At 73.4% G+C, this 19,591-nt stretch carries 16 protein-coding genes; 5 read left to right on the forward strand and 11 right to left on the reverse strand.

The window, feature by feature from the left end; translation table 11 throughout:
• Positions 1-81: 81 nt before the first annotated feature.
• Positions 82-1,749 (reverse strand): CTP synthase, encoded by a 1,668-nt coding sequence (locus tag F8R89_RS07990; RefSeq protein ID WP_151783306.1) that lies wholly within the window; start codon positions 1,747-1,749, stop codon positions 82-84.
• A 501-nt stretch (positions 1,750-2,250) separates the two neighbouring features.
• On the opposite strand from F8R89_RS07990, the gene F8R89_RS07995 reads away from it, so the two are divergent.
• From F8R89_RS07995 to F8R89_RS08005, 3 genes are all read left to right on the forward strand, one after another.
• Positions 2,251-4,053: a glycoside hydrolase family 15 protein gene (locus F8R89_RS07995; protein ID WP_151788031.1), complete on the forward strand. Its 1,803-nt coding sequence runs from the start codon at positions 2,251-2,253 to the stop codon at positions 4,051-4,053.
• A gap of 67 nt (positions 4,054-4,120) precedes the next feature.
• On the forward strand, positions 4,121-5,500 hold the full coding sequence (locus F8R89_RS08000; RefSeq protein ID WP_151783307.1) for an FAD-binding oxidoreductase: 1,380 nt from the start codon (positions 4,121-4,123) through the stop codon (positions 5,498-5,500).
• A 66-nt stretch (positions 5,501-5,566) separates the two neighbouring features.
• Positions 5,567-7,243, forward strand: a complete 1,677-nt coding sequence (locus tag F8R89_RS08005; protein ID WP_151783308.1) for a PucR family transcriptional regulator — start codon at positions 5,567-5,569, stop codon at positions 7,241-7,243.
• A gap of 12 nt (positions 7,244-7,255) precedes the next feature.
• On the opposite strand, the gene F8R89_RS08010 is transcribed toward F8R89_RS08005, so the two are convergent.
• From F8R89_RS08010 to F8R89_RS08035, 6 genes are all read right to left on the reverse strand, one after another.
• The gene (locus tag F8R89_RS08010; protein WP_151783309.1) at positions 7,256-8,392 is read right to left on the reverse strand and encodes a glycosyltransferase family 4 protein; all 1,137 of its coding nucleotides are present in this window, start codon (positions 8,390-8,392) and stop codon (positions 7,256-7,258) included.
• Between the two features lie 576 nt (positions 8,393-8,968).
• Complete coding sequence (locus F8R89_RS08015; protein ID WP_151783310.1) at positions 8,969-9,733, reverse strand: hypothetical protein; 765 nt, start codon at positions 9,731-9,733, stop codon at positions 8,969-8,971.
• 46 nt (positions 9,734-9,779) lie between these two features.
• Positions 9,780-11,498 (reverse strand): DNA repair protein RecN, encoded by a 1,719-nt coding sequence (gene recN / locus F8R89_RS08020; protein ID WP_151788032.1) that lies wholly within the window; start codon positions 11,496-11,498, stop codon positions 9,780-9,782.
• Between the two features lie 138 nt (positions 11,499-11,636).
• Positions 11,637-12,542: an NAD kinase gene (locus F8R89_RS08025; RefSeq protein ID WP_151783311.1), complete on the reverse strand. Its 906-nt coding sequence runs from the start codon at positions 12,540-12,542 to the stop codon at positions 11,637-11,639.
• Positions 12,539-13,354, reverse strand: a complete 816-nt coding sequence (locus F8R89_RS08030; RefSeq protein WP_151783312.1) for a TlyA family RNA methyltransferase — start codon at positions 13,352-13,354, stop codon at positions 12,539-12,541. The genes F8R89_RS08025 and F8R89_RS08030 overlap by 4 nt, the downstream gene beginning before the upstream one ends.
• 7 nt (positions 13,355-13,361) lie before the next feature.
• On the reverse strand, positions 13,362-13,700 hold the full coding sequence (locus tag F8R89_RS08035; protein WP_225994347.1) for a hypothetical protein: 339 nt from the start codon (positions 13,698-13,700) through the stop codon (positions 13,362-13,364).
• 42 nt (positions 13,701-13,742) lie between these two features.
• Here F8R89_RS08035 and F8R89_RS08040 point away from each other — a divergent pair, with 42 nt between their 5' ends.
• Positions 13,743-14,090 (forward strand): sterol-binding protein, encoded by a 348-nt coding sequence (locus F8R89_RS08040; RefSeq protein ID WP_151783313.1) that lies wholly within the window; start codon positions 13,743-13,745, stop codon positions 14,088-14,090.
• 9 nt (positions 14,091-14,099) lie between these two features.
• Here the strand turns inward: F8R89_RS08040 and F8R89_RS08045 are convergent, their stop codons facing one another.
• The 4 genes from F8R89_RS08045 to F8R89_RS08060 form a co-directional block, all read right to left on the reverse strand.
• A complete protein-coding gene (locus tag F8R89_RS08045) occupies positions 14,100-14,978 on the reverse strand; it encodes an ABC transporter ATP-binding protein (RefSeq protein WP_151783314.1) in 879 nt (292 codons plus the stop codon).
• Positions 14,975-15,994 carry a FecCD family ABC transporter permease gene (locus tag F8R89_RS08050; protein ID WP_225994621.1) on the reverse strand — a complete coding sequence of 340 codons (1,020 nt, stop codon included), beginning with the start codon at positions 15,992-15,994 and terminating at the stop codon, positions 14,975-14,977. The genes F8R89_RS08045 and F8R89_RS08050 overlap by 4 nt, the downstream gene beginning before the upstream one ends.
• Positions 15,995-16,065: 71 nt before the next feature.
• Positions 16,066-17,109: a FecCD family ABC transporter permease gene (locus tag F8R89_RS08055; protein WP_151783316.1), complete on the reverse strand. Its 1,044-nt coding sequence runs from the start codon at positions 17,107-17,109 to the stop codon at positions 16,066-16,068.
• Between the two features lie 43 nt (positions 17,110-17,152).
• Positions 17,153-18,181: an HAD hydrolase-like protein gene (locus F8R89_RS08060; RefSeq protein ID WP_151783317.1), complete on the reverse strand. Its 1,029-nt coding sequence runs from the start codon at positions 18,179-18,181 to the stop codon at positions 17,153-17,155.
• 72 nt (positions 18,182-18,253) lie between these two features.
• Here F8R89_RS08060 and F8R89_RS08065 point away from each other — a divergent pair, with 72 nt between their 5' ends.
• Positions 18,254-19,546: a DUF1015 family protein gene (locus F8R89_RS08065; RefSeq protein ID WP_151783318.1), complete on the forward strand. Its 1,293-nt coding sequence runs from the start codon at positions 18,254-18,256 to the stop codon at positions 19,544-19,546.
• The last annotated feature ends 45 nt before the right edge of the window (positions 19,547-19,591 follow it).

Below are 19,591 nucleotides of genomic sequence, written 5' to 3' on the forward strand. Positions count from 1 at the left end.
CCTGCCCTTCCACGTGCGCAAAGGAAAACCGGGGCGCCCACCGTTGAAGGTTTGCGCCCCGGCCACCGTACAACTCTCGTGTTACTTCGAAATCTTCCGCTCGACCGCGGCCTTCACCAGCCCGGCGAACAGGGGGTGCGGGCGCGTCGGGCGCGACCGCAGCTCCGGGTGGGCCTGCGTGGCCACCAGGTAGGGGTGCGTCTCGCGCGGGTACTCCACGTACTCGACGAGCTTGCCGTCGGGCGAGGTGCCGGAGAACAGGATGCCCGCCTTCTTCTCCAGCTCGGCCCGGTAGGCGTTGTTCACCTCGTACCGGTGACGGTGCCGCTCCTCGACGTACTCCTTGCCGTCGTACACCTCGCGCACGATGGAGCCCTCGGCCAGCTTGGCCGGGTACATGCCGAGCCGCATCGTGCCGCCCATGTCGCCCTCACCGGCGACGATGTCCATCTGCTCGGCCATCGTGGAGATGACCGGGTGGGAGGTGGCCGGGTCGAACTCGGTGGAGTTGGCGTCGGAGATGTCGGCCAGGTTGCGGGCGGCCTCGACCACGATGCACTGCAGGCCCAGGCACAGGCCCAGCAGCGGGATCTTGTGCTCGCGGGCGTACTTGATCGCGCCGACCTTGCCGTTCACCCCGCGCTCGCCGAAGCCGCCGGGGATGCAGATGCCGTCGACGTCACCGAGCTGGGCGGCGGCGCCGGCCGGCGTCTTGCAGTCGTCCGAGGTGACCCACTTGATCTTCACGCGGGCCTTGTTGGCGAAGCCGCCCGCGCGCAGCGCCTCGGTGACCGAGAGGTAGGCGTCGGGCAGGTCGATGTACTTGCCGACCAGCGCGAGGGTGACCTCGTGGTCCGGGTTGTGGACGCGGTCGAGCAGATCGTCCCAGGTCGTCCAGTCCACGTCGCGGAACGGCAGGTCGAGCTTACGGACGACGTAGGCGTCCAGTCCCTCGCCGTGCACGGTCTTCGGGATGTCGTAGATGGACCGCGCGTCGGGGCAGGCCACCACGGCCGCCTCGTCGACGTCGCACATCAGCGAGATCTTCCGCTTGATCGCGGTGGGGACCTCACGGTCGCAGCGCAGCACGATCGCGTCTGGCTGGATACCGATGTTGCGCAGGGCCGCGACCGAGTGCTGTGTCGGCTTCGTCTTCAGCTCGCCGGAGGGGCCGATGTACGGCAGGAGCGAGATGTGGACGACGAAGACGTTGTCCCGGCCGACCTCGTGGCGGACCTGGCGGACGGTCTCCAGGAACGGCAGCGACTCGATGTCGCCGACCGTGCCGCCGACCTCCGTGATGACGACGTCGACCTCGTCGGTCGCCATGCGGCGGATGCGGTGCTTGATCTCGTTGGTGATGTGCGGGATGACCTGGACGGTGTCGCCCAGGTACTCGCCGCGCCGTTCCTTGGCGATGACCGTGGAGTAGACCTGGCCGGTGGTGACGTTGGCCGATCCGTCCAGGTCACGGTCGAGGAAGCGCTCGTAGTGGCCGATGTCCAGGTCGGTCTCGGCGCCGTCGTTGGTGACGAACACCTCACCGTGCTGGAAGGGGTTCATCGTGCCAGGGTCGACATTGAGGTACGGGTCGAGCTTCTGCATGACGACGCGAAGACCGCGCGCCTTCAGGAGCATGCCGAGGCTGGAGGCCGTCAGGCCCTTGCCGAGCGAGGAGGCGACACCCCCGGTGACGAAGATGTGCTTGGTCGTCGTGGCTGCGTTGGTTCGGAAAGCAGCGGGCGGCATGGCCAAGAGGGGGCTCCCGTGGTCGCGATCTTGAAGTGCGGTTCGGGGGTCTTCACGCCCACCGGTCCACGGGCTACCAGGGTATCAGCGACCGGGACCGATGGCTTCCGGCCACGCTCCGCGCACGCCCCGGCACACATCGGCACACTTCACCGGGCCCTCACGGGCCGGTCACCCACTGCTCACCCGTTCGGCCGACCCGGGTTGCCCGGAGCGGCACGCAGATCATCTACGTGCGTCGTATCCTGCTCGGACATTCGCTGCCGAGCCCGGCCGGTAACACGGCACCACCCCTCGCCCGTAAGCACCGGAACAACGAGAGCTCGTCAGTTCGTTGAGCAGAGATCGTCGAGCAGTGCCCACCGTTTTGCCTCACGGCCACGGCGACTGCTTTGCTTCACCGCTCAACGACGATTTACAACCACCCCTTGACCGCACTAGCGAGAGCCCCCTTTGTCGCACGAAAGAGGGGGTGACGTGGCCGTTCGACTGGAGTTGCACGTGGCCGGGCGCATCGAAGACTACGCACTCATCGGAGACATGCAGACCGCCGCGCTGGTCTGCCGGGACGGCACGGTCGACTGGCTGTGCCTGCCCCGCTTCGATTCGCACGCCATCTTCGCCGGCCTCCTGGGCACAGAGGAGCACGGCTTCTGGCGGCTCGGACCGGCGCACGCCTCCGACTCCCAGCCGCCGACGGCTACCCGGCGCGGCTACCGGGGCGACTCCCTGATCCTGGAGTCCGAGTGGGACACCCCGCGCGGCACGGTCCGGGTGATCGACTTCATGCCCCCGCGGGACGGCGCGCCCCAGCTCATCCGGATCGTGGAGGGCGTCTCCGGCCGGGTGCCGATGCGCTCGACGCTGCGGATGCGCTTCTCGTACGGCCGGGTGGTGCCGTGGGTGCACAAGCACGAGGGGCGTACGGTCGCCGTCGCCGGGCCGGACTCCGTCTGGTTCGACTCGGACGCCGAGACCTACGGCAAGTCGCTGACGACCTACTCGGACTTCACGGTCGCGCCGGGTGAGCGGATCGCCTTCACGATCTCCTGGGAGCCGTCGCACAAGCAGCCGCCGGCCCTTCCCGAGCCGGAGCAGTCGCTGGAGGCCACGGAGGACTTCTGGCGCGAGTGGGTCGAGCACTGTACGTACCACGGGCCCTACCGCGAGGCGGTCATCCGCTCGCTGATCACCCTCAAGGCCCTCACGTACGCCCCGACGGGCGGCATCGTCGCCGCCCCGACGACCTCCCTGCCCGAGGACATCGGCGGGGTGCGCAACTGGGACTACCGCTACACGTGGCTGCGCGACGCGGCGATCACCCTGTCGTCGCTGCTGCGCACCGGGTACCGCGAGGAGGCCCGTGCCTGGCGCGAGTGGCTGCTGCGGGCGGTCGCGGGCGACCCCGAGAACCTGCAGATCATGTACGGCATCGCCGGTGAGCGCGAGCTCGGCGAGGCCGAGCTGGACTGGCTGCCGGGCTACGAGAACTCCGCACCGGTCCGGGTCGGCAACGGCGCGGCCCACCAGCTCCAGCTCGACGTGTACGGCGAGGTCACCGAGGCGCTGCACCTGGCCCACATGACGGGCCTCGCCCGCAACGACTACGCCTCCCTGCTCCAGCTGAAGCTGATCCGCTACCTGGAGGACCACTGGGACGAGCCGGACGAGGGCATCTGGGAGGTGCGCGGCCCGCGCCGCCACTTCGTGCACTCCAAGGTGATGGCCTGGGTCGCCGTGGACCGGACGATCAAGCTCATCGAGTCCGGCGACGCGGACGGCCCGCTGGAGCGCTGGAAGGAACTGCGCGACGAGATCCACCGTGACGTGTGCGAGAAGGGCTACGACAAGGAGCGCAACACGTTCACGCAGTCGTACGGCTCGAAGGAGCTGGACGCCGCCCTGCTGCTGATCCCGCAGGTGGGCTTCCTGCCGCCGGACGACAAGCGGGTCATCGGCACCGTCGAGGCGATCCAGCGCGAGCTGTCCACGACCGACGGCTTCATCCTGCGCTACCCCACGGAGGGCGAGGACGAGGGCGTCGACGGCCTCCCCGGCGACGAGGGCGCCTTCCTCGCCTGCTCGTTCTGGATGGCGGACGACCTGGCGATGATCGGCCGCGTCGACGAGGCCCGCAAGCTGTTCGAGAAGCTGCTGTCGCTGCGCAACGACCTCGGCCTGCTGGCCGAGGAGTGGGACCCGGTCCGCCAGCGCCAGGTCGGCAACTTCCCGCAGGCCTTCAGCCACGTCCCGCTGATCGACACCGCGCTGCGTCTGACGGCGTCGGGGGCGTACGGCGGCTGAACAGGAAGGACGGCCGCGGCCTGCCTAAGCTGGGACCATCAGCCCTCTGCAGGGAAGGGGGCGCCTCATGGCCTCCCCATCGAAGGCGGGCGCGGCCCTCGCCGCGCTGCGCGAGGAACTGGTCGGCGACGTGTTCGCCCCTTCGGACGCGGGTTATGACGAGGCCCGTACCGTCTTCAACGCCATGATCGACAAGCGGCCCGCCGTCATCGCGCAGTGCGCCAACGAGGACGACGTCGTGCGGGCCGTCCGGTTCGGCAGGGACCTCGACCTGAACATCGCGGTGCGCGGCGGCGGGCACAGCGTCGCCGGCTCGGCCGTCAACGACAACGGGCTCGTCATCGATCTGCGGCACATGCGCGCGGTCTCCGTGGACCCCGCCGCCGGGGCGGTGCGGATCGCGGGCGGCGCCACGATGAGCGACCTTGACCGGGCGTGCCAGCCGCACGGCCTGGCCACCACCGGCGGCCGGGCCTCCACGACCGGGGTCGGCGGCTTCGTCCTCGGCGGCGGCACCGGCTGGCTGGACCGCTGCTTCGGGCTGGCCGTCGACAACCTCCTCGGCGTGGACCTCGTCACCGCGGACGGCGAGCGGGTCCACGCGAGCGCCGACGAGAACCCGGAGCTGTTCTGGGGCCTGCACGGCGGCGGCGGCAACTTCGGCGTCGCGACCGCGCTCACCCTCAGGCTGCACCCGCTGCCCGACTTCTCGATCGCCCTGCTGCTGTACCTGCCGGAGTTCGGACGCGAGGTGACCCGCACCTACCGCGAGCTGATCGCGGCGGCTCCCGACGAGGCGAGCGGCGGCGTGCTGTATCTCCACGCACCGCCCGAGGACTTCGTGCCGCCGCCCCTGGTCGGCTCGCTGCTGTGCGGCGCGCTGCTCACGTACGCCGGCCCCGAGGAGGACCTGCGCAAGCTGGCCGAGCCGCTGCTGGCGCTGCCGCACGAGCAGGAGATCGTCGGGGCGATGCCGTACGCCGACGTCCAGTGCATGCTCGACGACCCGCCGGGGATGCGGAACTACTGGTCGGCCGAGTATCTGACGGGCGCGCCCGACGACTACCTGGACGTGTTTTGCGCGGGCGGCGAGGCCCTGCCGCCGAGCGCCACCATCCATGTGCTGTTCCCGCAGGGCGGGGCGATCGCGGCGGGCCCGCATGAGTACCCGGTGCCCTATCGGGACGCGCCGTGGGCCGTCCACCCCTTCGCCATCTGGGAGGACCCGGCGGACGACGAGCGGTGCAGGCAGTGGGTGCGGGACGTGCGCGCCGGCGCACGGCCGTACAGCACGGGAGACGTGTACCTCAATTTCATCGGGGACGAGGGCACGGACCGGGTGACGGCCGGACTGGGCGCCGAGAACATGCGGCGGCTCGCCGGTCTGAAACGCCGCTACGACCCGGACAACGTGTTCCGCTTCAACCACAACATCGCCCCGGCCTGACGGGCGGACGCGTCGCCGCAGGGTGCGGATGTGCCCCCGGAGGGCGCCCGCGGGTAGCGTCCGGCTATGGACAGCCGCAGGGACAGCGCGTTCGACACCCACAGTGCCGGGATCACCGTGCGCCGGGCCCTTGAGCTGCCCGGACTGCGCAGCGGGCTGCCCGAGGTCCTCGCGGGCGGCGACCGGCTGGGGCGCACGGTGCGCTGGGTCCACGCGGGCGAGGTGCCGAACATCGCCTCGCTGCTCAAGGGCGGCGAACTACTGCTGACCACGGGGTACGGCCTCGGCACCCGGCCCGCCGACCAGCGGGCGTTCGTGCGCACCCTGGCCGACCGGGGCATCGCGGCCCTGGTGGTGGAGCTGGGCGCGCGCTTCACCCGGCTGCCCGCCGCGCTGGTCGACACCGCGCGCGCGGCGGGGCTGCCGCTGGTCCAGCTCCATCGCGAGGTGCCGTTCGTCACGGTCACCGAGGAGATCCACACCGAGATCGTCAACGGGCACTACGCGCTGCTGCAGCGGGCGGAGGAGGTGCACCGCCGGTGCACGGAGGCCCTGCTCGGCGGGGGCGGGGTGCCGCAGGTGCTCGCCATCCTGGCGGACTTCGCCGGCAACCCGGTCTTCCTGGAGACGCCGGACGGACGGCTGCTGTACGCGGCGGGGGCCGGGCCCGAGGGCACGGACCCGCTGCAGGTGTGGGAGGGCCTGCGCGGGCAGCACAAGGAGGCGCCGCCGCCGGCCGGGTCGGTGCTGGTGGAGGTGCCCGGGGGCGGCGCGGGCACCGGGTCGGTGCGCGCCCGGCTCGCCCTGCTGCCGGTGCGCGGGCCCCTCGCGCCGGTGCATCGGATCGCGGCGGAGCGCGCGGCGGGCATCCTCGCCGTGGTGCTGATGCAGGCGCGGCAGGAGGAGGAGCTGGCCGCCCGGGGGCGTGGCGACTTCCTGACCGATCTCGCGGAGGGCCGGGTCACCCCGGAGGACGCCCCGGCGCAGGCCCGGGTCCTGGGTTTCAAGCCGGGTTCCGGTCCGCTGCTGCCGGTCGTGATGCGGCTCGGCGACGGGCTGGCGGCGCCCGGTGGTGCGTCCCGTGGCGGTGCGGAGAGCGGGGGCGGCTGGGCGGTGCTGGCCCGCGCGGTCGGCGAGGAGCTGGCCTCGGTGGGCGTGCCGGTGCTGCTGGGGGTGCGGCCGGTGGAGGGCCGGGTACCGCTGCTGCTCGGGCTGCGCTCGGAGTCGGAGCGACCGGCGGTGGCCGACCGGGTGGCGGCGGCGCTGCGGGCGGGTGCGGAGCGGGCCGGGATGCGGCGGCCGGGCGCTCCGGCGCCGGTCGTGGTCGTCGGGGAGGCGGGCGGCTGGGCGGCGGCCTCGGCGTCGCTGCGGCACGCGGCGGAGACGGCGACGGCCGCGCAGGGGCTGCCGGACGTGCCCTGGTACGACGCGCGGCGGCTGGACATCGACCTGCTGCTGTGGCGGCTGCGGGACCACCCCGGCCTGGCGGCGTTCGTGGACCGGGCGATCGGCCCGCTGCGGGCGCACGACGAGCGGTCCCGGCCGCCCCTGCTGCCCACGCTGGAGACGTACTTGGCGCACGCGGGCCGCAAGGCAGAGACGGCCCGCGAACTGCATCTGAACCGGCAGACGCTCTACAACCGGCTCGCGCGCATCGGCGAGTTGCTCGGCACCGACCTCGACGACCCGCACACGGTCCTGGCGTTGAGCCTCGCGCTGCGGGCCCGTCGGTATGTGCCGTAGCGCCGGGCGGGGTCAGATCATGGGCCGGGGCTGCGTCAACTCGTCGTAGACGCTGAGCACCTGGGCCACGGTCTCGTCCTCGGTGGGCCAGGTCGCGGCCTGCCGCACCCCGCGCTCCCGGAGCAGGTCCCGCCGGGCGGGATCGCCGAGCAGCCGTACGACGGCGGCGGCGAGGGCGTGCGCGTCGCCGTACGGCACGAGTTCCGCGGCGTCACCGACGAGTTCGGGCACACCCCCGCTCTCCGTGGCGACGAGCGGTACACGCGCGTGCAGCGCCTCCTGGGCGAGGACGGACCGGGCCTCCCCACGGCTGGGCAGCAGCGCGATGTCGGCGGCGGCGAGCAGGTCGGTGACGTCGTCGCGGCGCCCGATGAGGCGTACGGGCAGGGCCTCCTCCTCGATGCGCTGCTGGAGCGCGCCCCGCAGCGGCCCCTCCCCCGCGATGACGACCAGCGGCGCGGGGTCGAGGGCCCGCCAGGCGCGCGCGGCGTCCAGCAGCACGTCGTACCCGCGGTGCCGTTCGAGGGCGCCGACCGCGATCAGCAACGGGCGTCCGGTGGCGCCGAGTTCGGCGCGGGCCTTGGCGGTGAGGCGGTCGGGGTCGTCGCGTTCGGCGGTCCGGCGCGGCCGGGGCAGGGCGACCGCGGCGAGCCGGGCGTCGCGCGCACCGGTGCGGCGGGCCCGCTCGACCAGGGCGGAGGTGGTGCCGAGCACCACGGAGGCGTTCCTGACGACCCGTCGCTCCAGCAGCCGGACGAGATGGGCGCGGGCGCCCTCGGCGTGGGCCCGGTCGTGCCAGGTGACGACGAGCGGTGTGCGCCGGCCGCTCAGCGCGAGGACGCTGCGGAAGGAGGCGTGCAGCCCGTGCGCGTGCACCAGGTCCGCGTCGGCGCACGCGGCACGCAGCGCGGCCACCGCCGCGGGGTCGCTGCTGCGGGGCACGTGCACGTGTTCGGCGCCGGCGCCCCTGAAGTCGTAGAGGTGATCCGCCTCCACGGGGGCGCACACGGTGACCCGCACGCCCCGCGCGACCAGCCCCGAGGACAGCGATCGCACATGCGCGCTACTGCCGGCGTTGCCACCGCCCAGTACCTGCACGGTGCGCAGCGACGACTGGCCGTGCGGTGAGTGGCTGCTCACGGGGGTCACGTGGCCAAGTCTCCTGCTTCGGGTCGGGCAGTCACGAAGAACGTACAGAAGGATCGGGCGGAGGGGGTGTACCGCCTGAATCCCTACGCGTACGACATGTTTACGCCAAGGATGCCAGGACGCAGGGCCGTTCCGGGACCGGCGGGAGGGCGGCGGCCGGGCAACGCGGCGCGGGGAGTCACCTGCACGAGTGAGTCGCGTGGCGCACGGTCCACGAACACGCGCGCGTGGCGCACTTTTCGACACCCGGTGTGATCCCGTGCGCCGGATCGGCTCTCGCCGGCGATCACGCCCTCGCGCCCCCGCCGCGCGCCGGCCCGGTGTTGACGCCCTTTCAGGCCACGCGCCTGCCCGGCGAGCACACCGCCTCGGACCGCGCGCCTGCCCGGTGTGTACACGGCCTCGGACCACGTACGCATGCCCCATGCCGACGCCGCCCCAGACCGCGCGCCTGCCCGGCCCGCACACCGCCTCGGACCACGCACGCATGCCCACTGCCGACGCCGCCCCAGACCGCGCGCCGGCCCGGCGCACACACGGCCACAAACCGCGCGCCGACCCGCCGCCGACGCCGTCTCAGACCGTGCCCGCCCCGCGCGCGATGGCGCTGACCTTGTCGCCGTACACGGCCGCAGCGACCACGGCGGCGGCGTGGACGGCCAGTCCGGCCCGGCCGTTGCCCGCGACGACGGCGGCGCCGAGGGCCGCGCCCAAAGCGTGGGCACCGGTGTCGCCGATCATCGCCCGCTCCCCCAGGTCGTCGGGGAGCACGGCCGCGGCGGCCCCCATGGTGGCAGCGGCGATCCCGCCGCCCCGCCCGGCACGCAGCAGGCCCGGAGCGCCGAGCGCCAGCACTCCGAGGGCGGCCCGCCCCGGCCGTACGTCGACCAGGTTCACCGCGTGGGCGGCCCCGGCGATGACCACACCCGCGAGCAGCCGGTCCAGGGGCCGCTCCTTCAGGAAGGCGCCCGCGACCAGCCCGGCCGCCGATATCCCCGCCAATTTGACGAGGCCGCTGGTGACTTCGCCGTCCCGCAGGGCGGACAGATGCGCCCGGAAGCCCCGCCTGGGGTCACCGGCCCCCGCGATGTCGTCGTACGCCCCGCAGGCTCCGGCGACGGCCACGGCGAACCCGGCGGCGGGCGACACGCGCGCGATGCCGAGCGCGGCGGCGAGCGCGCAGGCCGGCCCGGCGTGCAGCGTGACGGTCCGGCCCGCGTGGTTCTTCCGCTCCCAACGGCTCGGGCCACCGGGGGACGTGGCGCGCAACGCGCTCCCCACGGCTCGGGTGAGGGCCGCGGACAGGGCGAAGTCGGAGACCCGGCGAGCGCGTTCGATCATGCGGCCAGCCTAGGCGGGGCCACTGACAACGCCCCCCGCCGGATCCCTACACGTCCGCGCGGGCCGTCTCCAGCAGTTCCTCGGCGTGCGCCCGGGCCGTCTCGGAGTCCTCCTGGCCGGCGAGCATCCGGGACAGCTCCTTGATGCGCTCCTCGCCCTCCAGCACCTTCACACCGGACCGGGTGACGGACCCGTCGTTCGTCTTCTCCACCAGCAGCTGCCGGTCGGCGAACGCGGCGACCTGCGGCAGATGGGTCACGACGACCACCTGCGCGGACTTCGCCAGCCGGGCGAGCCTGCGGCCGATCTCCACGGCCGCCTTGCCGCCGACGCCCGCGTCGACCTCGTCGAACAGATAGGTCGGCACCGGGTCGGTGCCGGCGAAGACCACCTCGACGGCGAGCATCACGCGCGAGAGCTCACCGCCGGAGGCGCCCTTGGCGATCGGCCGCGCCGGCGCCCCGGGGTGCGGGGCGAGCAGCAGCTCCACCTCGTCCGCGCCGGACGGGCCGTAGGCGACGGTGCGCCCGCCGACCTCCACGCCCTCCGGGTCCTCGGTCTGCCGGATCGCGAACGACACACGCGCGTGCGGCATGGCGAGCGAGGCCAGCTCGGCGGTCACGGCGGCCGCGAACCGCTCGGCGGCCTCGGTGCGCGCGTCGGTCAGGGCCTGGGCGAGCCCGCCCAGCTCGGTGCGCAGCGCGTCCCGCTCGGCGGTCAGCTCCTCGATGCGCTCGTCGTCGCCGTCCAGCTCGGTCAGCCGGCGCCCGCTCTCCTCGGCCCAGGCGAGCACGGCCGCGATGTCCTCGCCGTACTTGCGGGTCAGCCCGGTCAGCGCGGCCCGCCGCTCCTCGACGGCCGCCAGCCGCAGCGGGTCGGCGTCCAGGTCGTCGGCGTACCCGGCCAGCTCCCCGGCGACGTCGCCGAGCAGGATGCCGATCTCACCGATCCGCTCGGCCAGCGCGGACAGCGCCGGATCGTGCGACCGGACGGCGTCCAGGGCCCGCTGGGCGCCCGCGACGAGCGTCGCCGCGTCGATGCCCTCGGGGTCCTCCGGGTTGCCCGCGAGGGCGGCGTGCGCGGCCGTGGCGGCCGACGACAGCGCCTCGGCGTGCCCGAGCCGCTCGGCCTCCTCGGCGAGCTCGACGTCCTCACCGGCGCGCGGTTCGACCGCGGCGATCTCGTCGAGCCCGAACCGCAGCAGATCGGCCTCCTGGGCGCGCTCACGCGCGCGCGTGACGATCTCCTCCAGCTCCGTGGCGACCGCCCGCAGCCGCCGGTACGCCTCGCCGTACTTGGCGAGCGGAACGGCGACGGCGTCCCCGGCGTACCGGTCGAGCGCCTGCCGCTGCCGGGTCAGCTTCAGCAGACCCTGCTGGTCGGTCTGCCCGTGCACGGCCACCAGTTCGTCGGCGAGTTCGGCGAGCATCCCGACGGGGACGCTGCGCCCGCCGAGGTGCGCCCGGGAGCGCCCTTCGGCGGAAACGGTACGGCTGATGAGCAGCGCGCCGTCGTCCAGCTCGGCGCCCGCCTCCTCGGCCCGCACGGCGGCCGACGCGTCCGGGGGAACGGTGATCCGTCCCTCCACGACCGCCTTCTCGGCCCCGATCCGCACCAGCGCCGCGTCGGCGCGCCCGCCGAGCAGCAGCCCGAGGCTCGTGACGACCATGGTCTTGCCGGCGCCCGTCTCACCCGTGACGGCGGTGAATCCGGGCGACAGCTCGACCACCGCGTCGTCGATGACTCCGAGCGACCGTATCCGCATCTCCTCCAACACGGACACGACCTTACGAGGTCCGGGGCCGGGGATGCGACGGGCCCCGGTCCCAGTCCTGTGAAGGTCCAGGTGACGAATGGGTACGGACCCGGCCTTGTCACCCGGCCGAGTGGCGTTCGCCCAGCTCTAGTGGGGTGCCCCGCGCCAGCCGGAGACGGGTAGCGCGAACTTCGCCACCAGGCGGTCCGTGAACGACGCGTGGTGCAGCCGGGCCAGCCGTACCGGCACCGCCCCGCGCCGCACCTCGACACGCGCCCCAGGCGGCAGCTCCACGGTCCGGCGCCCGTCGCACCACAGCACGCCCGGCGGGATGTGCGGCAGCACCTCCACGGCGAGCACCGAGTTCGGCGAGGTCACCAGAGGCTTGGCGAACAGGGCGTGCGCGCTGATCGGCACCATCAGCAGCGCCTCGACCTCCGGCCACACCACGGGCCCGCCGGCCGAGAAGGCGTACGCCGTCGATCCGGTCGGCGTCGACAGCACGATGCCGTCGCAGCCGAACCCGGTGACCGGCCGCCCGTCGATCTCCAGCACGACCTCGAGCAGCTTCTCGGCGGACACCTTCTGCACGGCCGCCTCGTTCAGCGCCCAGTCGGTGTGCACGATGTCGCCGTTCTGGTGCACGACGACGTCGACGGTCATCCGCTCCTCGACCTCGTACGACTTGGTCACGACCCGGTCGACGACCTTGTCCAGGTCGTCGCGCTCGGCCTCCGCGAGGAAGCCGACCCGCCCCAGGTTGACGCCCAGCATCGGCACGCCGGACGCCCGCGCGAACTCGGCGCCGCGCAGCAGCGTCCCGTCACCGCCGAGGACGATGAGCAGTTCGCAGCCGTCCAGGCACTGCGGGGTCGCCTCCTTGACGAGTTCCACCTCGTCCGGCAGCGGCAGGTCCTCGGCCTCGGCCTCCAGCACCCGTACGCCGATGCCCGAGCGCAGCAGGCCGCCGACCACGAGTTCGGCGCTGCGGATGGCCGCGGGCCGCCCGGTGTGGGCGAGCAGGAAAACAGTACGAGCTCGGTTCGGTGTCAACGCGGCCCCTCCGCCACTGCACGGTCGATGTCGGCCGGGTCCGGGGCGGGCGCCCCGGCACGCAGCCACAGAAAGTACTCGACGTTCCCGGACGGTCCCGGCAACGGACTGGCGGTGACCCCGTTCACCCCGAGCCCCAGCTCCCACGCCTTGCCGGCCACCGTCCGCACGGCCTCCGCCCGCAGCTGCGGACTCCGTACGACTCCCCCGCTCCCCAGCCGTTCCTTCCCCACCTCGAACTGCGGCTTGACCATCATCACCAGATCGGCGTCCGGCTTCACGCACCGCACCAGGGCGGGCAGTACCAGACCGAGCGGGATGAAGGACAGATCTCCGACGACAAGATCCACTGGCTCCCCATCGATCGCATCGAGCGTCAACTCGCGTACGTTCGTACGGTCCTTGACGGTGACGCGTTCATCGCTCTGCAGAGTCCAGGCGAGTTGTCCGTATCCGACGTCCACGGCGACGACGTGCGCGGCACCGGCCCGCAGCAGGACGTCCGTGAAACCGCCGGTGGACGCGCCGGCGTCCAGGGCCCGCCGGCCCTCCACGACGAGCCCGCGCGGCACGAACGCCGCCAGCGCGCCCGCCAGCTTGTGCCCGCCCCGGGAGACGTAGTCGGGGTCGCTGTCGTCGGCGCGTACGACGATGGCCGCCGCGGTCTCCACCTGGGTGGCGGGCTTGGTCGCGACGGTCTTGCCGACGGTGACCCGCCCGGCCGCGATCAGCTGGCTGGCGTGCTCGCGCGAGCGCGCCAGCTTGCGGCGGACCAGCTCCGCGTCGAGACGGCGGCGTGCGACTCCTGCCACGTTCGGTTCAGCTCCTGTTTCGGTACGGCGGAGAGGGCGCCGGGGGTCCCGGGCGGGCGTCGAGCGCGGTGAGCGCGTCGCGCAGCCCTCGGTGTACATCCTCGTACACCTCGAGGTGCCCGTCGGTCGCGAGGTGGTCGGCGTCACCCAGCCGTTCCAGCCAGGCGTCCACGTCGGCGTTCCCGGTGGGGGTGCGCGGGACGGCCAGCGGGGCGGGGACCGCCGGGTCGTGCTCGGGTCCGTCCGGGCCGCCGGGCGCCACGGCGTCCGTGGTCTCCGCCGTGTCCGCGGTTTCCACGGCCGTCTCGCCGGCCGGTGTCGTGGCCTCGGGCAGGGAGTCGCTCATGCCCAGACGCTATCGCGAACGGCTGGGGTACCGTCGGTCCCGATGGCCACGATCGAGGAGTGCCGCGCCGCACTCGAGAAGCTCTCGGAGTCCATGCAGCGTACCGAGGGGGACGTCCGGGCCGCCGTCGCCCTGGACCGCTCGGTGAGCTGCCACATCACGGACCTGGACGTGACGTTCACCGGCCGGATGACCGGCGGCAGGATCCACGTCGACCACACCCTGCAGGGCCCGCCCCGCGACAAGGCGCAGATCCGTCTGAGCATGACCGGCGACGACCTGGTCGCCCTGGTCGCCGGCGAGCTGCACTTCGCCAAGGCCTGGGGTGCGGGCCGGGTCAGGCTGCACGCGGGCGTCCGCGACCTGCTGCTGCTCAGGAAGCTCCTGTGACGGTGCCGCTCAGGAAGCTCCCGTGACGGACGCCTTCGCCCGGGCCCTGCGGGCCGCCGGCACCACCAGCGGCGTACCCGTCTCCGGGTCGTCGATGACCTGACAGCGCAGCCCGAAGACCTCCTCGACCAGCTCGGCCGTGACGACGTCCCCCGGAGCGCCCTCGGCGACGACCCGCCCGTCCCGCAGGGCGATGAGGTGGGTGGCGTACCGGGCGGCGTGGTTGAGGTCGTGGAGCACGGCGACGAGGGTGCGCCCCTGCTCCTCGTGCAGCTCCGCGCACAGGTCCAGCACGTCGATCTGGTGCTGGATGTCCAGATAGGTCGTCGGCTCGTCGAGCAGCAGCAGCGGGGTCTGCTGGGCCAGCGCCATGGCGATCCACACCCGCTGGCGCTGCCCGCCGGACAGCTCGTCGACGTACCGGTCCGCGAGCTCGGCCACCCCGGTCTGCTCCATGGACTCCCGTACGACCCGCTCGTCCTCGGCGGACCACTGGCGCAGGAGGCCCTGGTGCGGGTACCGGCCGCGGCCCACGAGGTCGGCGACCGTGATGCCGTCGGGCGCGATCGAGGACTGCGGCAGCAGGCCCAGGGTCCGCGCGACCTTCTTCGGCGGCATCGACTGGATCGCCTTGCCGTCCAGCAGCACCCGCCCGTCGGCCGGCCTGAGCATCCGTGACAGGGCGCGCAGCAGGGTGGACTTGCCGCACGCGTTCGGGCCGACGATCACGGTGAAGGAGTGGTCGGGTATCTCCACCGACAGCTGCTCCGCGATGACCCGCTGGTCGTAGGCGAGGGTGACGTTGTCGGCGGACAGACGGTTCACTGTGCTCCTTCGGTTGTTCGGCCCGTGGGTCGCCTCGCCGCCGAGGCCGCCGCCGGCGCTCATATCCGGCCCGCCCTGCGCTCGGTGACCAGCAGCCACAGCAGGTACACGCCGCCGAGCACGCCCGTGACCACGCCGACCGGCAGCTGGTCCGCGCCGAAGACCCGCTGGGACGTCCAGTCGGCGGTGACCAGGAGGGCGGCGCCCATGCACAGCGACGGCAGCAGGTTAGGGCCGGGCGAGCGGGTCAGGCGGCGGGCCAGCTGCGGGGCGGTGAGCGCCACGAAGCTGACCGGTCCGGCGGCGGCGGTGGCGGCCGCGGTGAGCAGCACGGCGGCCAGCATCATCAGCAGCCGTACGCGCTCCACCCGCACCCCGAGGGCGTACGACACGTCGTCGCCCATCTCCATCATCCGCAGCGCCCGACCGTTGCCCAGGACGAGCGGGACGAGCACCGCGCACAGCGCGAGCAGCGGCCACACCTGCTCCCAGTCGCGGCCGCTGAGGGACCCGGTCATCCACACCACGGCACGGGCCGCGTCGACCATGTCCGCCTTGGTCAGCAGATAGCCGTTGACCGCCGTCATGATCGCCGACATGCCGATGCCGACCAGGACCAGCCGGTAGCCGTGCACGCCCCGCTTCCAGGCGAGCAGATAGATCGCCAGGCCGGTCACGAGCCCGCCGACGAGGGCGCCGAGGGTGACCTGCCGGGCGTCCCCGGAGACCAGCACGATCACGACGAGCGCCCCGGCCGTGGCGCCCTGGCTGAGCCCGAGGATGTCCGGGCTGCCCAGCGGGTTGCGGGACAGCGCCTGGAACAGCGCCCCGCCCAGCCCCAGCGAGGCGCCGACCAGCAGGGCGACCAGGACCCTCGGCAGCCGCATGTCGTTGACGACGAGCTCCTGCCCCGGGTTGCCGTCCCCGAGCAGCGTCCGGATCACGTCCCGGGTGCTGATCGGGAACTCGCCGGTGCCGATCAGCAGCACGCCGGCGCCCAGCGCGGCGGCTAGCAGGACGACGACCACGGTCAGCGCCCGCACGTCCAGCCGGAGGGAGAGCCCGCCCGGCGTCCGCACGGCACGCGGGGCACGCCGGCGCTTCGCCGGGGCGTCCGCCTCGGCGCGCGCCGCCTGCTTCGATGCGCTGCTCACAGCTGGGCCGTCCTCCGCCGTCGTACGAGAAAGATGAAGACCGGTCCGCCGAGGATCGCGGTGACGATCCCGACCTGGAGCTCCGACGGCCGCGCGACGACCCGGCCGATCACATCGGCGCCGAGCAGCAGCACGGGCGACAGGACGGCCGCGTACGGCAGGATCCAGCGCAGGTCCGGGCCGGTGAAGGACCGCACCACGTGCGGCACCATCAGCCCGACGAACACGATCGGCCCGCAGGCCGCGGTCGCCGCACCGCACAGCACGGTCGCCGCGAGCATCGACAGCACCCGCGTCCGGTTCAGCCGGGCGCCGAGGGCCCGGGCGGTGTCGTCGCCCATCTCCATGGCGTTGAGCGGCCGGGCCAGGCACAGCGCGAGGACCATGCCGGCGATGAGGAACGGCAGGACCTGCCGGATGGTGGAGTCCGTCGCCGAGGTCAGCGAACCGACCGTCCAGAAGCGCATCTTGTTCAGCGCGGCGTTGTCCAGGATCATCACGGCCTGCAGATAGCCGTACAGGGCCGCGCTGATCGCCGTCCCCGCGAGCGCCAGCCGCACCGGCGTGGCGCCCCGGCTGCCGCCGAGGAACCAGACCAGCGCCCCGACCCCTGCCGCACCGGCGAACGCGAACCACACATAGCCGCTCAGGCTCGTGACGCCGAGGAAGGTGATGGCGGTGACGACCGCGGCGGACGCGCCCGCGTTGATGCCGAGCAGCCCCGGGTCGGCGAGCGGGTTACGGGTGAGGGCCTGCAGGACGGCCCCCGCGAGCCCGAGCGCGGCACCCGCGAGGACCCCGAGGACCGTCCGCGAGATCCGGTCGTCGACGACGACGTCGGCATAGGTGCCCGTGCTCGCGAACAGGCCGTGCCAGACCTCGCCCAGCGACAGCTGCTTCGCCCCGACGGCGACGCTCGTCAGCACGACGGCCACCAGGATCAGGACGGAGACCAGCAACCCGACGGCACGCGCCGCCCGGCGGCTCGGTGCCACGGGCACCGACCGGGCGCGCTCTTGGGGAGGACTGTCGACCAACACCCAGTTAGGTTAGCCTACCCTCGCACTGACGCCCCGTTCGGTGTCACAGCCCCAGCCGCGCCAGCGCCTTCTCCGCGTCCAGCGTGCACGCGCCGTCCCCGGCCCACGTCCAGGCCGCGGCACACAGGGCGCGCAGCCCGTCCAAGGCCGCGCCGTCACCCTCGAGTTCCAGCCGCTCGCCGCGCGCCGAGGCCGTCCACCCGCCGCACCGGAAGCCGTCCCCCTCCTCGCCGACCTCCGGCTGCCCGGTGAGCAGCCCCCGCAGATCGGCGTCCACATACGTCGGCCGGTGCTGCGGCGGCGCGGCGAGCACCTGGGCGCCGTCCGTCACCCCCGTCAGCACCAGCAGCGAGTCCACCTCCCCGTTGAACGCGCCCTCGATGTCCGTGTCCAGCCGGTCCCCGACCACCAGCGGCCGCTCGGCACCCGTACGCAGCACCGTCTCCCGGTGCATCGGAGGCAGCGGCTTGCCCGCCACCTGCGGCTCCGCACCGGTGGCGATCCGTACGACCTCCACCGCCGCGCCGTTGCCCGGGGCGATGCCGCGCGCGCTCGGAATCGTCAGATCCGTGTTCGACGCGAACCACGGCACACCCCGCGCGATCGCGTAGCACGCCTCCGCGAACCGGCCCCACGGCAGCTCGGGCCCGCCGTACCCCTGCACCACGGCCACCGGGTCGTCGTCCGCCGAGTCCACCGGCACGAGACCGCGCTCGCGCAGCGCCACCCGCAGCCCCTCCCCGCCGATCACCAGCACCCGGGAACCCTCCGGCACCTGCTCACTGATCAGCCGCGCCACGGCCTGCGCCGAGTTGATCACGTCGTCCGCGCCGGTCGGTATGCCCAGCTCCGTCAGATGCGCCGCCACGGTGTCCGGGGTGCGCAGCGCGTTGTTCGTGACGTACGCCAGGTGCATCCCGCCCGCCCTGGCCGCCGCCAGCGAGTCCACGGCGTGCGCGATCGCGTCACCCCCGGCGTACACCACGCCGTCGAGGTCGAGCAGCGCCGTGTCGTACGCCTCGCTCAGCACCCGGCCACTGCCCTCGGGCCTCGTCCTGACGCTCTGGCTCATCCCGCATCGCTCCTCGTTCGACGGCTTTCCCCCGATCATCCCCCATGCCACCGACACCCGTACGATGCCGGGATGAACACAGCAGGTCACCCGGAACCACCGGCGGGCCCCGGCCTGGAACTCACCCCGTTCCGCGGCCTCCGCTACGACCCCGACCGGGTCGGCGGTCTGGCGGCCGTGACATCACCGCCGTACGACGTCGTCGTACGGCCCGACGGCCTGCACCACCTCCAGGACGCGGACCCGTTCAACATCGTCCGCCTCATCCTGCCGCAGGCCGACAGCCCCGCCGCCCGCAACGAGCAGGCCGCGAAGACGCTGCGTCACTGGCTGTCCGACGGCATCCTCAGAGCCGACCCGGAGCCCGCCCTCTACGTGTACGAGCAGCGCTCCGACGACGGCATGCTGCAACGCGGGGTCATCGGCGCGCTGCGCCTGTCGGACCCGTCCGAGGGTCTCGTCCTGCCGCACGAGGACGTCATGCCGCACGTGGTCGCCGACCGCGCCGCCCTGATGCGCGCCACCTCGGCGAACCTCGAACCCCTGCTGCTCACCTACCGCGGCGACGGCACGGAGACCGACACCAGCGCCCTCATCGAGCGCACGGTCGCCCGCGCGCCCCTGTTCGCGACCACCACCGAGGACGGCTACCGCCACCGCCTGTGGGCGCTCACCGACCCCGCCGACCAGGCCCATGTCCGCGCCGACCTGGCCCACCGGCAGGCCCTGATCGCCGACGGCCACCACCGCTGGGCCACCTACCTGCGGCTGCGGGACGAGCACCCCTCCCCCAGCCCCTGGGACCACGGCCTCGTCCTCCTGGTCGACACGGCCCGCTACCCCCTGCGGGTGCGGGCCATCCACCGGCTCCTGCACGACCTCGCGCCGGCCGACGCCCTCGCCGCGCTCGACGGCCGCTTCCGCGTACGCCGCCTCGACGTGCCCCTGGACTCCGCGCTGGAGCACCTGGCCGACGCGGCCCAGGAGGGCAACGCCTACCTGCTCGCCGGGGACGGCGCGTTCCACCTCGTCGACCGGCCGGACCCCGCCCTGCTCGACCGTACGGTCCCCACCGACCGCCCGGAGGCCTGGCGCACCCTGGACGCCACCGTCCTGCACGCCACGCTCCTGGCCCACGTCTGGCGCATCCCCGAGGACGACCCCGCCCGTATCGCCTACATCCACGACACGGCCGCCACCGTGCGCAAGGCGGAACGCGACGGCGGCACGGCGGTGCTCATGCACCCCGTGCGCGAGGACGTCGTCCGCGACCTCGCCCGCCAGGGCGTGACGATGCCCCGCAAGTCCACGTCGTTCGGCCCGAAACCGGCCTCGGGCCTGGTCCTGCGCGTACTGGACGTCTGAGGAGGCGAGGCCGTAACGCGAGAAGGGGCGGGATCCCGGCCGGGA

The organism is Streptomyces sp. SS1-1 (assembly GCF_008973465.1).
In the GTDB taxonomy this organism is placed as follows: Bacteria; Actinomycetota; Actinomycetes; order Streptomycetales; family Streptomycetaceae; genus Streptomyces.